Origin of the sequence: Serratia sp. SSNIH1 (assembly GCF_002935055.1) — a bacterium.
GTDB lineage: Bacteria > Pseudomonadota > Gammaproteobacteria > Enterobacterales > Enterobacteriaceae > Serratia > Serratia nevei.
Genome location: NZ_CP026383.1, coordinates 58,666 through 70,942, shown reverse-complemented (window position 1 = coordinate 70,942; position 12,277 = coordinate 58,666). Strand labels below are relative to the sequence as shown.

At 51.0% G+C, this 12,277-nt stretch carries 25 protein-coding genes; all 25 read left to right on the top strand.

The window, feature by feature from the left end; genetic code table 11:
• The first annotated feature begins 3 nt into the window (after nucleotides 1-3).
• Nucleotides 4-609 (top strand): 50S ribosomal protein L4, encoded by a 606-nt coding sequence (rplD, locus tag C3F38_RS00375; RefSeq protein WP_004929779.1) that lies wholly within the window; start codon nucleotides 4-6, stop codon nucleotides 607-609.
• Nucleotides 606-908, top strand: coding sequence for a 50S ribosomal protein L23 (gene rplW / locus C3F38_RS00370; RefSeq protein WP_004929776.1), 303 nt, complete (start codon nucleotides 606-608; stop codon nucleotides 906-908). The genes rplD and rplW overlap by 4 nt, the downstream gene beginning before the upstream one ends.
• 18 nt (nucleotides 909-926) lie before the next feature.
• Nucleotides 927-1,751: a 50S ribosomal protein L2 gene (gene rplB, locus C3F38_RS00365; RefSeq protein WP_004929775.1), complete on the top strand. Its 825-nt coding sequence runs from the start codon at nucleotides 927-929 to the stop codon at nucleotides 1,749-1,751.
• Between the two features lie 14 nt (nucleotides 1,752-1,765).
• A complete protein-coding gene (gene rpsS / locus C3F38_RS00360) occupies nucleotides 1,766-2,044 on the top strand; it encodes a 30S ribosomal protein S19 (RefSeq protein ID WP_004929772.1) in 279 nt (92 codons plus the stop codon).
• 14 nt (nucleotides 2,045-2,058) lie between these two features.
• Nucleotides 2,059-2,391 carry a 50S ribosomal protein L22 gene (rplV, locus tag C3F38_RS00355; protein ID WP_002223844.1) on the top strand — a complete coding sequence of 111 codons (333 nt, stop codon included), beginning with the start codon at nucleotides 2,059-2,061 and terminating at the stop codon, nucleotides 2,389-2,391.
• Between the two features lie 17 nt (nucleotides 2,392-2,408).
• Nucleotides 2,409-3,107: a 30S ribosomal protein S3 gene (gene rpsC / locus C3F38_RS00350; RefSeq protein ID WP_004929766.1), complete on the top strand. Its 699-nt coding sequence runs from the start codon at nucleotides 2,409-2,411 to the stop codon at nucleotides 3,105-3,107.
• 12 nt (nucleotides 3,108-3,119) lie between these two features.
• Nucleotides 3,120-3,530 (top strand): 50S ribosomal protein L16, encoded by a 411-nt coding sequence (rplP, locus tag C3F38_RS00345; protein WP_004929764.1) that lies wholly within the window; start codon nucleotides 3,120-3,122, stop codon nucleotides 3,528-3,530.
• Entirely contained in the window at nucleotides 3,530-3,721 is a 192-nt protein-coding gene (rpmC, locus tag C3F38_RS00340) for a 50S ribosomal protein L29 (RefSeq protein WP_004929762.1), read from the top strand. The genes rplP and rpmC overlap by 1 nt, the downstream gene beginning before the upstream one ends.
• Nucleotides 3,722-3,976 (top strand): 30S ribosomal protein S17, encoded by a 255-nt coding sequence (gene rpsQ / locus C3F38_RS00335; RefSeq protein ID WP_004929760.1) that lies wholly within the window; start codon nucleotides 3,722-3,724, stop codon nucleotides 3,974-3,976.
• 172 nt (nucleotides 3,977-4,148) lie between these two features.
• Nucleotides 4,149-4,520 carry a 50S ribosomal protein L14 gene (gene rplN, locus C3F38_RS00330; RefSeq protein WP_000613954.1) on the top strand — a complete coding sequence of 124 codons (372 nt, stop codon included), beginning with the start codon at nucleotides 4,149-4,151 and terminating at the stop codon, nucleotides 4,518-4,520.
• A 9-nt stretch (nucleotides 4,521-4,529) separates the two neighbouring features.
• A complete protein-coding gene (gene rplX, locus C3F38_RS00325) occupies nucleotides 4,530-4,844 on the top strand; it encodes a 50S ribosomal protein L24 (RefSeq protein WP_004929758.1) in 315 nt (104 codons plus the stop codon).
• Between the two features lie 14 nt (nucleotides 4,845-4,858).
• Nucleotides 4,859-5,398 carry a 50S ribosomal protein L5 gene (gene rplE / locus C3F38_RS00320; protein WP_004929756.1) on the top strand — a complete coding sequence of 180 codons (540 nt, stop codon included), beginning with the start codon at nucleotides 4,859-4,861 and terminating at the stop codon, nucleotides 5,396-5,398.
• A 13-nt stretch (nucleotides 5,399-5,411) separates the two neighbouring features.
• Complete coding sequence (gene rpsN / locus C3F38_RS00315; RefSeq protein ID WP_048232029.1) at nucleotides 5,412-5,717, top strand: 30S ribosomal protein S14; 306 nt, start codon at nucleotides 5,412-5,414, stop codon at nucleotides 5,715-5,717.
• A 30-nt stretch (nucleotides 5,718-5,747) separates the two neighbouring features.
• Nucleotides 5,748-6,140, top strand: coding sequence for a 30S ribosomal protein S8 (gene rpsH, locus C3F38_RS00310; RefSeq protein WP_004929753.1), 393 nt, complete (start codon nucleotides 5,748-5,750; stop codon nucleotides 6,138-6,140).
• Between the two features lie 14 nt (nucleotides 6,141-6,154).
• Nucleotides 6,155-6,688, top strand: a complete 534-nt coding sequence (rplF, locus tag C3F38_RS00305) for a 50S ribosomal protein L6 (RefSeq protein WP_004929751.1) — start codon at nucleotides 6,155-6,157, stop codon at nucleotides 6,686-6,688.
• A 9-nt stretch (nucleotides 6,689-6,697) separates the two neighbouring features.
• Nucleotides 6,698-7,051: a 50S ribosomal protein L18 gene (gene rplR / locus C3F38_RS00300; protein WP_047729713.1), complete on the top strand. Its 354-nt coding sequence runs from the start codon at nucleotides 6,698-6,700 to the stop codon at nucleotides 7,049-7,051.
• A 14-nt stretch (nucleotides 7,052-7,065) separates the two neighbouring features.
• Entirely contained in the window at nucleotides 7,066-7,566 is a 501-nt protein-coding gene (gene rpsE, locus C3F38_RS00295) for a 30S ribosomal protein S5 (protein ID WP_004929747.1), read from the top strand.
• Between the two features lie 6 nt (nucleotides 7,567-7,572).
• Entirely contained in the window at nucleotides 7,573-7,752 is a 180-nt protein-coding gene (gene rpmD, locus C3F38_RS00290) for a 50S ribosomal protein L30 (RefSeq protein ID WP_048232028.1), read from the top strand.
• Nucleotides 7,753-7,755: 3 nt separating this feature from the next.
• A complete protein-coding gene (rplO, locus tag C3F38_RS00285) occupies nucleotides 7,756-8,190 on the top strand; it encodes a 50S ribosomal protein L15 (RefSeq protein ID WP_004929742.1) in 435 nt (144 codons plus the stop codon).
• A gap of 7 nt (nucleotides 8,191-8,197) precedes the next feature.
• Entirely contained in the window at nucleotides 8,198-9,529 is a 1,332-nt protein-coding gene (gene secY / locus C3F38_RS00280) for a preprotein translocase subunit SecY (protein WP_103767541.1), read from the top strand.
• Nucleotides 9,530-9,562: 33 nt separating this feature from the next.
• Nucleotides 9,563-9,679 carry a 50S ribosomal protein L36 gene (gene rpmJ / locus C3F38_RS00275; protein WP_002227352.1) on the top strand — a complete coding sequence of 39 codons (117 nt, stop codon included), beginning with the start codon at nucleotides 9,563-9,565 and terminating at the stop codon, nucleotides 9,677-9,679.
• A 148-nt stretch (nucleotides 9,680-9,827) separates the two neighbouring features.
• Nucleotides 9,828-10,184, top strand: a complete 357-nt coding sequence (gene rpsM, locus C3F38_RS00270) for a 30S ribosomal protein S13 (RefSeq protein WP_004929734.1) — start codon at nucleotides 9,828-9,830, stop codon at nucleotides 10,182-10,184.
• Nucleotides 10,185-10,200: 16 nt separating this feature from the next.
• Nucleotides 10,201-10,590 (top strand): 30S ribosomal protein S11, encoded by a 390-nt coding sequence (gene rpsK, locus C3F38_RS00265; protein WP_004929731.1) that lies wholly within the window; start codon nucleotides 10,201-10,203, stop codon nucleotides 10,588-10,590.
• 30 nt (nucleotides 10,591-10,620) lie between these two features.
• Nucleotides 10,621-11,241: a 30S ribosomal protein S4 gene (gene rpsD, locus C3F38_RS00260; protein WP_025304496.1), complete on the top strand. Its 621-nt coding sequence runs from the start codon at nucleotides 10,621-10,623 to the stop codon at nucleotides 11,239-11,241.
• A 25-nt stretch (nucleotides 11,242-11,266) separates the two neighbouring features.
• Nucleotides 11,267-12,256, top strand: coding sequence for a DNA-directed RNA polymerase subunit alpha (rpoA, locus tag C3F38_RS00255; protein ID WP_055317432.1), 990 nt, complete (start codon nucleotides 11,267-11,269; stop codon nucleotides 12,254-12,256).
• The last annotated feature ends 21 nt before the right edge of the window (nucleotides 12,257-12,277 follow it).

Here is a 12,277-nt window from a genome sequence, read left to right as displayed (position 1 = left end):
GCAATGGAATTAGTATTGAAAGACGCGCAAAGCGCGCTGACTGTTTCCGAAACTACCTTCGGTCGTGATTTCAACGAAGCGCTGGTACACCAGGTTGTTGTTGCTTATGCAGCAGGTGCCCGTCAAGGTACCCGTGCTCAGAAGACCCGTGCTGAAGTAACTGGTTCCGGCAAAAAGCCATGGCGTCAGAAAGGCACCGGCCGTGCGCGTTCAGGTTCTGTAAAGAGCCCGATCTGGCGTTCAGGCGGCGTGACCTTTGCTGCTAAGCCACAGGACCACAGTCAGAAAGTAAACAAAAAGATGTACCGCGGCGCGCTGAAAAGCATCCTGTCCGAGCTGGTACGTCAAGATCGTCTGATCGTTGTCGAGAAGTTCTCTGTAGAAGCGCCTAAAACTAAGCTGCTGGCACAGAAACTGAAAGATATGGCTCTGGAAGACGTGCTGATCGTGACCGGTGAACTGGATGAGAATCTGTTCCTGGCAGCTCGCAACCTGTACAAGGTTGACGTGCGCGATGTAGCAGGTATCGATCCGGTTAGCCTGATCGCCTTCGACAAAGTGGTTATGACTGCTGATGCTGTGAAGCAAGTTGAGGAGATGCTGGCATGATCCGTGAAGAACGTTTGCTGAAAGTGCTGCGTGCACCGCACGTATCTGAAAAAGCATCCGCTGCGATGGAAAAAAGCAACACCATCGTTCTCAAAGTTGCCAAAGACGCGACCAAAGCAGAAATCAAAGCTGCAGTGCAGAAACTGTTTGAAGTCGAAGTCAAAGACGTGAACACCCTGGTAGTTAAAGGGAAAGTGAAGCGTCACGGTCAGCGTGTTGGTCGTCGTAGCGACTGGAAAAAAGCTTACGTCACCCTGAAAGAAGGCCAGAATCTGGACTTCATCGGCGGCGCAGAGTAAGTCGGAGGAGTAAGAACAATGGCAATTGTTAAATGTAAACCTACATCTCCGGGTCGTCGCCACGTTGTTAAAGTGGTTAACCCTGAGCTGCACAAGGGTAAACCTTATGCCCCGCTGCTGGAAAAACTGAGCAAAAGCGGTGGTCGTAACAACAATGGCCGTATCACCACCCGTCATATCGGTGGTGGCCACAAGCAACATTATCGTCTGGTTGACTTCAAGCGCAACAAAGACGGTATCCCTGCTGTGGTTGAGCGTCTGGAGTACGATCCGAACCGTTCCGCGAACATCGCGCTGGTTCTGTACAAAGACGGCGAACGCCGTTACATCCTGGCGCCGAAAGGCCTGAAAGCTGGTGACCAGATTCAATCTGGCGTTGATGCTGCAATCAAAGCGGGTAACACCCTGCCGATGCGCAACATTCCAGTTGGTTCAACGGTTCACAACGTAGAAATGAAACCAGGTAAAGGCGGCCAGATGGCTCGCTCCGCTGGTGCCTACGTTCAGATCGTTGCTCGTGATGGTTCCTACGTAACTCTGCGTCTGCGCTCCGGCGAAATGCGTAAAGTTCCAGCTGATTGCCGTGCCACCCTGGGTGAAGTCGGTAACGCTGAACACATGCTTCGCGTTCTGGGTAAAGCAGGTGCTGCACGTTGGCGTGGTGTTCGTCCTACCGTTCGCGGTACGGCGATGAACCCGGTAGATCACCCGCACGGTGGTGGTGAAGGTCGTAACTTTGGTAAGCACCCGGTAACTCCGTGGGGCGTTCAGACCAAAGGTAAGAAGACCCGTAGCAACAAGCGTACTGATAAGTTCATCGTACGTCGCCGTAGCAAAAAATAATTAGAGGATAAGCCATGCCACGTTCTCTCAAGAAAGGTCCTTTTATTGACCTGCACTTGCTGAAGAAGGTAGAGAAAGCGGTGGAAAGCGGTGACAAGAAGCCTTTGCGCACTTGGTCCCGTCGTTCAACGATCTTTCCTAACATGATCGGTTTGACCATCGCTGTCCATAATGGTCGTCAGCACGTACCAGTGTTCGTTTCCGATGAAATGGTCGGTCACAAACTGGGTGAATTCGCGCCGACTCGTACTTATCGCGGCCATGCGGCTGATAAAAAAGCTAAAAAGCGCTAAGGTAGGAGGAAGAGATGGAAACTATCGCTAAACATCGCCACGCTCGTTCTTCTGCTCAGAAGGTTCGCCTTGTTGCTGACCTGATTCGCGGTAAGAAAGTGTCGCAAGCTCTGGAAACTCTGACCTACACCAACAAGAAAGCTGCTGGTCTGGTTAAGAAAGTGCTGGAGTCTGCCATTGCTAACGCAGAACACAACGATGGCGCTGACATCGATGATCTGAAAGTTACGAAAATCTTCGTAGACGAAGGCCCAAGCATGAAGCGCATTATGCCGCGTGCAAAAGGTCGTGCAGATCGCATCCTGAAGCGCACCAGCCACATTACTGTGGTTGTGTCCGATCGCTGAGACTCTGGAGACTAGCAATGGGTCAGAAAGTACATCCTAATGGTATTCGCCTGGGTATTGTCAAACCTTGGAACTCTACTTGGTATGCGAATACCAAAGAATTCGCTGACAACCTGGACAGCGACTTTAAAGTTCGTCAATTCCTGACTAAGGAACTGTCGAAAGCTTCCGTTTCTCGCATCGTTATCGAGCGTCCTGCGAAGAGCATCCGTGTGACCATTCACACTGCTCGCCCAGGCATCGTTATCGGCAAGAAAGGTGAAGACGTCGAAAAACTGCGCAAGGTCGTAGCGGACATCGCTGGCGTTCCTGCACAGATCAACATCGCCGAAGTCCGTAAACCGGAACTCGACGCTAAATTGGTTGCTGACAGCATCACTTCTCAGCTGGAACGTCGCGTTATGTTCCGTCGTGCTATGAAGCGTGCAGTACAGAACGCAATGCGTCTTGGCGCTAAAGGTATCAAAGTTGAAGTAAGCGGCCGTCTTGGCGGCGCTGAAATCGCACGTACCGAATGGTACCGCGAAGGTCGTGTTCCATTGCACACTCTGCGTGCGGACATCGACTACAACACATCTGAAGCGCACACCACTTATGGTGTAATCGGCGTTAAGGTATGGATCTTCAAAGGTGAGATCCTGGGTGGTATGGCTGCAGTTGAACAACCGGAACCGGCTGCTCAACCTAAAAAGCAGCAGCGTAAAGGCCGCAAGTAAGGAGAGTCGCTGATGTTACAACCAAAGCGTACAAAATTCCGTAAGGTGCACAAGGGCCGCAACCGTGGTCTGGCGCAAGGTACGGATGTTAGCTTCGGCACTTTCGGTCTGAAAGCTGTTGGCCGTGGCCGTCTGACTGCTCGTCAAATCGAAGCAGCTCGTCGTGCAATGACTCGTGCAGTTAAGCGTCAAGGCAAGATCTGGATCCGTGTATTCCCGGACAAACCGATCACCGAGAAGCCGCTGGAAGTGCGTATGGGTAAAGGTAAGGGTAACGTGGAGTATTGGGTTGCCCTGATCCAGCCTGGTAAGGTCCTGTACGAAATGGACGGCGTGCCAGAAGAGGTTGCCCGCGAGGCATTCAAACTGGCAGCAGCGAAACTGCCGATCAAAACCACCTTTGTAACTAAGACGGTGATGTAATGAAAGCACAAGAGCTGCGTGAAAAAAGCGTTGAAGAGCTGAATGCCGAGCTGCTCAACCTGCTGCGTGAGCAATTCAACTTGCGCATGCAGGCGGCCAGTGGCCAGCTGCAACAAACTCACCTGTTGAAACAAGTGCGTCGTGACGTCGCACGCGTTAAGACTTTACTGACTCAAAAGGCGGGTGTGTAAATGACTGAAGTTATCCGTACCCTGCAGGGTCGTGTTGTTAGCGATAAAATGGAGAAATCCATCGTTGTTGCTATCGAGCGTACTGTGAAGCACCCGATCTACGGGAAATTCATCAAACGTACGACCAAGCTGCACGTACATGACGAGAACAACGAATGTGGTACCGGCGACGTGGTGGAAATCCGCGAATGCCGCCCACTGTCCAAGACTAAGTCCTGGACGTTGGTTCGCGTTGTAGAGAAAGCGATTCTGTAATAGAGTAGCTGGCTCTCACTTAATAAACGGCTCAGAAAATGAGCCGTTTATTTTTTCTACCCATACCTAGTAAGCGGTGTTATAATGCTGCGCCCTCGGTTATGGGGCTTTTCAACGGCCTAATTTTTACTTGGGTCTTTAAAGTAGTAGTTGACATTAGCGGAGCACTAAAATGATCCAAGAACAGACTATGCTGAACGTCGCCGACAACTCCGGTGCACGTCGCGTAATGTGTATCAAGGTTCTAGGTGGCTCGCACCGTCGCTACGCAGGCGTCGGCGACATCATCAAAATTACCATCAAGGAAGCAATTCCTCGCGGTAAGGTGAAGAAAGGCGATGTTCTGAAGGCGGTAGTGGTGCGCACCAAGAAGGGTGTACGTCGCCCGGACGGTTCTGTCATTCGCTTCGATGGCAATGCATGCGTTATTTTGAACAATAACAGCGAGCAGCCAATCGGTACGCGTATTTTTGGGCCGGTAACTCGTGAACTGCGTAATGAGAAGTTCATGAAAATTATCTCTCTGGCACCAGAAGTACTCTAAGGAGCGAACATGGCAGCGAAGATCCGTCGTGATGACGAAGTTATCGTGATTACCGGGAAAGACAAAGGTAAGCGCGGTAAAGTAAAAAATGTCCTGTCTGCTGGCAAGGTCATTGTTGAAGGCATCAACCTGGTTAAGAAACACCAGAAGCCGGTTCCGGCTCTGAACCAACCAGGCGGCATTGTTGAAAAAGAAGCTGCAATTCAGGTTTCTAACATTGCTATCTTCAACGCGGCTACCGGCAAGGCTGACCGTGTAGGCTTTAGATTCGAAGACGGCAAAAAAGTCCGTTTCTTCAAGTCTAACAGCGAAACTATCAAGTAATTTGGAGTAATACGATGGCGAAACTGCATGATTACTACAAAGACGAGGTAGTCAAACAACTGATGTCTCAGTTTGATTACAACTCTGTCATGCAAGTCCCTCGGGTCGAGAAGATCACCCTGAACATGGGTGTTGGTGAAGCGATTGCTGACAAGAAACTGCTGGATAACGCCGCAGCGGACCTGGCAGCCATCTCCGGTCAAAAACCGTTGATCACCAAAGCCCGCAAATCTGTTGCAGGCTTCAAAATCCGTCAGGGCTATCCGATCGGCTGTAAAGTAACTCTGCGTGGCGAACGCATGTGGGAGTTCTTTGAGCGTCTGATCTCCATTGCTGTTCCACGTATCCGTGACTTCCGTGGCCTGTCCGCCAAGTCATTCGATGGCCGTGGCAACTACAGCATGGGCGTGCGTGAGCAAATCATCTTCCCAGAAATCGACTACGACAAAGTCGATCGCGTTCGTGGTTTGGATATTACCATTACCACTACTGCGAAATCTGATGATGAAGGCCGCGCGCTGCTGGCTGCTTTTAACTTCCCGTTCCGCAAGTAAGGCAGGGTTACTGATGGCTAAGCAATCAATGAAAGCACGCGAAGTCAAGCGCGTGAAATTAGCTGACAAGTTCTTTGCAAAACGCGTTGAACTGAAAGCTATTATCTCTGATGTGAACGCATCCGATGAAGATCGTTGGAATGCCGTTCTCAAGCTGCAAACTCTGCCGCGTGATTCCAGCCCGTCTCGTCAGCGTAAACGCTGCCGCCAAACTGGCCGTCCACATGGTTATGTGGGCAAATTCGGGTTGAGCCGTATTAAGCTTCGTGAAGCCGCTATGCGCGGTGAAGTACCAGGCTTGAAAAAGGCTAGCTGGTAATTACCAATTGAATCACGGGAGTAAAGACAGATGAGCATGCAAGATCCGATCGCGGATATGCTGACCCGTATCCGTAACGGTCAAGCCGCGAACAAAGTTGCGGTCACCATGCCTTCCTCCAAGCTGAAAGTGGCAATTGCCAACGTGCTGAAGGAAGAAGGTTTTATTGAAGATTTCAAAATCGAAGGCGACGCCAAGCCTGTTCTGGAACTGGTACTGAAGTACTTCCAGGGCAAAGCTGTGGTAGAAAGCATTCAACGTATCAGCCGTCCAGGTCTGCGCATCTACAAGAAAAAAGATGAGCTGCCAAAAGTTATGGCCGGTTTGGGTATCGCTGTTGTTTCTACCTCTAAAGGTGTTATGACCGATCGTGCAGCTCGCCAGGCTGGTCTTGGTGGCGAGATTATCTGCTACGTAGCTTAATTCGGGAGGAAAGAATGTCTCGTGTTGCAAAAGCACCCGTCGTCATTCCTGCCGGCGTAGAGGTAAAACTCAACGGTCAGGTTATTTCGATTAAGGGTAAAAACGGCGAGTTGACTCGTACTATCCACGACGCCGTTGAAGTGAAGCAAGAAGCTAACGCACTGACTTTCGCTCCGCGCGAAGGTTTTGCTAACGCATGGGCTCAAGCGGGTACCACGCGCGCTCTGCTGAACGCAATGGTTGTTGGTGTTACCGAAGGCTTCACCAAAAAGCTTCAACTGGTAGGTGTTGGTTATCGTGCTGCCGTTAAAGGCAACGTGGTGAATTTGGCCCTGGGCTTCTCTCACCCTATCGATCACCAGCTGCCGGCAGGTATCACTGCTGAATGCCCAAGCCAAACTGAAATCGTGCTGAAAGGCGCTGATAAGCAGGTCATTGGCCAGGTAGCAGCAGATCTGCGCGCTTACCGTCGTCCTGAGCCTTACAAAGGCAAAGGTGTTCGTTACGCCGACGAAGTCGTGCGTACCAAAGAGGCTAAGAAGAAGTAAGGTAACACTATGGATAAGAAATCTGCTCGTATCCGTCGTGCGACCCGCGCACGCCGCAAGCTCCAAGAGCTGGGTGCAACCCGCCTGGTGGTACATCGTACCCCGCGTCACATTTACGCACAGGTGATTGCTCCAAACGGTTCTGAAGTACTGGTAGCCGCTTCTACTTTAGAAAAAGCTATCGTGGAGCAACTGAAGTATTCCGGTAACAAAGACGCAGCAGCAGCCGTAGGTAAAGCTCTGGCTGAGCGCGCGTTGGAAAAAGGGATTGCGAAAGTATCCTTTGACCGTTCCGGTTTCCAATATCATGGTCGAGTCCAGGCACTGGCAGATGCTGCCCGTGAAGCTGGCCTTCAGTTCTAAGGAAGAGGTTTAAGATGGCTCACATCGAAAAACAAGCTGGCGAACTGCAGGAAAAGCTGATCGCGGTAAACCGCGTATCTAAAACCGTAAAAGGTGGCCGTATTTTCAGCTTTACCGCACTGACTGTAGTTGGTGATGGTAACGGTCGCGTTGGTTTTGGCTACGGCAAAGCACGCGAAGTTCCAGCAGCGATCCAGAAAGCGATGGAAAAAGCCCGTCGCAACATGATGAACGTCGCGCTGAACAGCGGCACCCTGCAGCACCCTGTTAAGGGCGCTCACACGGGTTCTCGCGTGTTCATGCAGCCTGCTCATGAAGGTACCGGTATCATCGCGGGCGGTGCAATGCGCGCCGTTCTCGAAGTTGCTGGGGTGCACAACGTATTGGCTAAAGCTTATGGTTCCACTAACCCGATCAACGTGGTTCGTGCAACTATCGACGCTCTGGCGAATATGAAGTCTCCTGAAATGGTCGCTGCTAAGCGTGGTAAATCCGTTGCCGACATTCTGGGGTAATTGACCATGGCTAAGACTATTAAAGTTACACAAACTCGCAGCTCAATTGGCCGTTTGCCGAAGCATAAAGCTACTCTGCTCGGTCTGGGTCTGCGTCGTATTGGTCACACCGTAGAGCGCGAGGATACTCCTGCTGTTCGCGGTATGGTCAACCTGGTTTCCTACATGGTTAAAGTTGAGGAGTAACAGATGCGTTTAAATACTCTGTCTCCGGCTGAAGGTGCCAAGCATGCGCCTAAGCGTGTAGGTCGTGGTATTGGTTCTGGCCTGGGTAAAACCGGCGGCCGTGGTCACAAAGGTCAGAAGTCTCGTTCTGGCGGTGGCGTACGTCGTGGTTTCGAAGGTGGTCAGATGCCTCTGTACCGTCGTCTGCCGAAATTCGGCTTCACTTCACGCAAAGCGATGATCACGGCAGAAGTTCGTCTGTCTGAACTGGCTCTGGTTGAAGGCGATGTTATCGACCTGAACGCGCTGAAAGCCGCTAACGTAGTTGGTGTCCAGATCGAATTCGCGAAAGTTGTACTTTCTGGCGAAGTCGCTCGTCCGGTAACCCTGCGTGGTCTGCGTGTCACCAAAGGCGCTCGTGCTGCTATCGAGGCTGCTGGCGGTAAAATTGAGGAATAAGTAGCAGATGGCTAAGCAACCAGGATTAGATTTTCAAAGTGCTAAAGGCGGGCTCGGCGAGCTGAAGCGCAGACTTTTGTTTGTAATCGGCGCGCTGATTGTCTTCCGTATCGGCTCTTTCATTCCGATTCCTGGTATCGATGCCACTGTGCTTGCCAAATTGCTTGAGCAGCAGAGAGGCACTATCATTGAAATGTTTAACATGTTCTCTGGTGGTGCCCTCAGCCGTGCTTCTATCTTTGCTCTGGGGATCATGCCGTATATCTCGGCGTCGATCATTATCCAGCTGCTGACGGTGGTTCATCCAGCGTTGGCGGAAATCAAGAAAGAAGGGGAGGCTGGCCGTCGCAAGATTAGCCAGTACACCCGTTACGGTACGCTGGTATTGGCCATATTCCAGTCGATCGGTATTGCTACCGGTCTGCCGAATATGCCTGGTATGCAGGGCCTGGTGTTAAACCCAGGCTTTGCATTCTACTTTACTGCGGTTGTGAGCCTGGTAACCGGGACAATGTTCCTGATGTGGCTGGGTGAGCAGATTACTGAGCGCGGTATCGGCAACGGTATCTCGATCATTATCTTCGCGGGTATTGTAGCGGGGCTCCCGCCGGCAGTGGCCCATACTATCGAGCAAGCGCGGCAAGGCGACCTGCACTTCCTCCTGCTGCTGTTGGTTGCAGTATTGGTGTTTGCAGTAACCTTCTTCGTTGTTTTCATCGAACGTGGTCAACGTCGTATCGTCGTTAACTATGCGAAGCGTCAACAAGGTCGTCGTGTTTATGCAGCACAGAGTACACACTTACCGTTGAAAGTGAACATGGCGGGTGTTATCCCGGCGATTTTCGCTTCCAGCATTATTCTGTTCCCGGCCACGATTGCATCATGGTTTGGGGGCGGTACCGGTTGGAACTGGCTGACTACGATTTCGCTGTATTTGCAGCCAGGGCAACCGCTTTATGTGTTACTCTATGCGTCTGCAATCATCTTCTTCTGTTTCTTCTACACGGCGTTGGTCTTCAACCCGCGTGAGACAGCAGATAACCTGAAGAAGTCCGGTGCCTTCGTACCAGGAATTCGTCCGGGAGAGCAAACGGCGAAGTATATCGATAAAGTAATGACGCGTTTAACCCTGGTGGGCGCGATGTACATTACTTTCATCTGCCTGATCCCGGAGTTCATGCGTGATGCAATGAAAGTACCATTCTACTTTGGTGGTACCTCGCTACTGATCGTGGTTGTCGTCATCATGGACTTTATGGCTCAAGTGCAAACTCTGATGATGTCAAGTCAGTACGAGTCTGCATTGAAGAAAGCAAATCTGAAAGGCTATAGCCGCTAGTCAGATTCGTTTGAGAAGTTACGGAGAGTAAAAATGAAAGTTCGTGCTTCCGTCAAGAAATTATGTCGTAACTGCAAAATCGTTAAGCGTAACGGTGTCGTTCGTGTGATTTGCAGCGCCGAGCCGAAGCATAAACAGCGTCAAGGCTGATTATCTCGCATATTTTTCTTGCAAAGTTGGGTTGAGCTGGCTAGATTAGCCAGCCAATCTTTTGTATGTCGCACTGCAACGCTATTTGAGTATCCTGAAAACGGGCTTTTCAGAATGGTGTTGCTGTATAAAATAGTAGGAGTGCATAGTGGCCCGTATAGCAGGCATTAACATTCCTGATCATAAACATACCGTTATCGCCTTAACGTCGATCTTCGGTATCGGTAAAACCCGTTCACAGGCTATCTGTGCATCCACGGGTATTGCTGAAAATGTTAAGATCAGTGAGCTGTCTGAAGAGCAAATCGAAAAGCTTCGTGATGCAGTTGCCAAATACACCGTTGAGGGTGATTTGCGTCGTGAAATTACCCTGAGCATCAAGCGTCTTATGGACCTTGGTTGCTATCGTGGTTTGCGTCATCGTCGTGGTCTGCCGGTACGCGGTCAGCGCACCAAGACCAACGCTCGTACCCGTAAGGGTCCGCGCAAGCCGATCAAGAAATAATCGGGGTTATTGAATAATGGCAAAGGCACCTGTTCGTACACGTAAGCGTGTAAGAAAGCAAGTCTCTGACGGCGTGGCTCATATCCATGCTTCTTTCAACAACACCATCGTTACCATCACTGATCGTCAGGGTAATGCTTTGGGTTGGGCAACAGCCGGTGGTTCCGGTTTCCGTGGTTCTCGTAAGTCCACTCCGTTCGCAGCACAGGTTGCAGCAGAACGTTGTGCTGACGCAGTAAAAGAATACGGTATCAAGAACCTGGAAGTTATGGTTAAAGGACCTGGTCCTGGTCGTGAGTCTACTATCCGCGCTCTGAACGCGGCTGGTTTCCGCATCACTAATATTACTGATGTGACTCCGATCCCTCATAACGGTTGTCGTCCGCCGAAAAAGCGCCGCGTGTAACGCAGCTTTTAGGATTGTTGGAGAAAGAAAATGGCAAGATATTTGGGTCCTAAGCTCAAGCTGAGCCGTCGTGAGGGCACAGACCTGTTCCTTAAGTCTGGCGTTCGCGCGATCGATTCCAAGTGTAAAATTGAACAAGCACCTGGTCAGCACGGTGCGCGTAAACCGCGTCTGTCTGATTACGGTGTTCAGTTGCGTGAGAAGCAGAAAGTTCGCCGTATGTACGGCATTCTGGAGCGTCAATTCCGTAACTATTACAAAGAAGCAACCCGCCTGAAGGGCAACACCGGTGAAAACCTGTTGCAGCTGCTGGAAGGTCGTCTGGACAACGTTGTTTACCGTATGGGCTTCGGCGCTACTCGTGCAGAGTCACGTCAGCTGGTTAGCCACAAAGCAGTTATGGTAAACGGTCACGTTGTTAACATCGCTTCTTATCAGGTATCTCCGAATGACGTAGTCAGCATCCGCGAGAAAGCTAAAAAGCAGTCTCGTGTTAAAGCTTCTCTGGAGCTGGCTGAGCAGCGTGAAAAGCCGACTTGGCTGGAAGTTGATGCTGCTAAGATGGAAGGCGTGTTCAAGCGTATGCCTGAACGTACCGATCTGTCTGCGGACATTAACGAACACCTGATCGTCGAGCTTTACTCCAAGTAAAGCTTAGTACCAAAGAGAGGACACAATGCAGGGTTCTGTGACAGAGTTTCTAAAACCGCGCCTGGTAGATATCGAGCAAGTCAGTTCGACGCACGCCAAGGTGACCCTTGAGCCTTTAGAGCGTGGCTTTGGCCATACTCTTGGCAACGCACTGCGCCGTATTCTGCTTTCATCTATGCCGGGTTGCGCGGTGACCGAGGTTGAGATTGATGGTGTACTGCATGAGTACAGCACCAAAGAAGGCGTACAGGAAGATATCCTGGAGATCCTGCTCAACCTGAAAGGGCTGGCGGTGAGAGTTCAAGGCAAAGACGAATTTATTCTTACCCTGAATAAATCTGGCATTGGCCCTGTGACCGCTGCCGACATCACCCATGATGGTGATGTCGAAATCGTCAAGCCTCAGCACGTGATTTGCCACCTGACTGATGAGAACGCGGCTATCAGCATGCGTATCAAAGTTCAGCGCGGTCGCGGTTATGTGCCGGCTTCTGCCCGAATTCATTCGGAAGAAGATGAGCGCCCAATCGGTCGTCTGTTGGTTGACGCCTGCTACAGCCCTGTAGAGCGTATCGCCTACAATGTTGAAGCTGCGCGTGTAGAACAGCGTACTGACTTGGATAAGCTGGTCATCGAGATGGAGACCAATGGCACGATCGATCCTGAAGAGGCGATCCGCCGTGCGGCCACCATTCTGGCTGAACAACTTGAAGCTTTCGTTGACCTGCGTGATGTACGTCAGCCGGAAGTTAAAGAAGAGAAACCAGAGTTCGATCCGATCTTGCTGCGCCCTGTTGACGATCTGGAATTGACTGTCCGCTCTGCTAACTGCCTCAAGGCAGAAGCTATCCACTACATCGGTGATCTGGTACAGCGTACCGAGGTTGAGTTGCTGAAAACGCCAAACCTGGGTAAAAAATCTCTTACCGAGATTAAAGACGTGCTGGCCTCACGTGGTCTGTCTCTGGGCATGCGCCTGGAAAACTGGCCGCCGGCAAGCATTGCTGACGAGTAACCGGATCACAGGTTAAGGTTT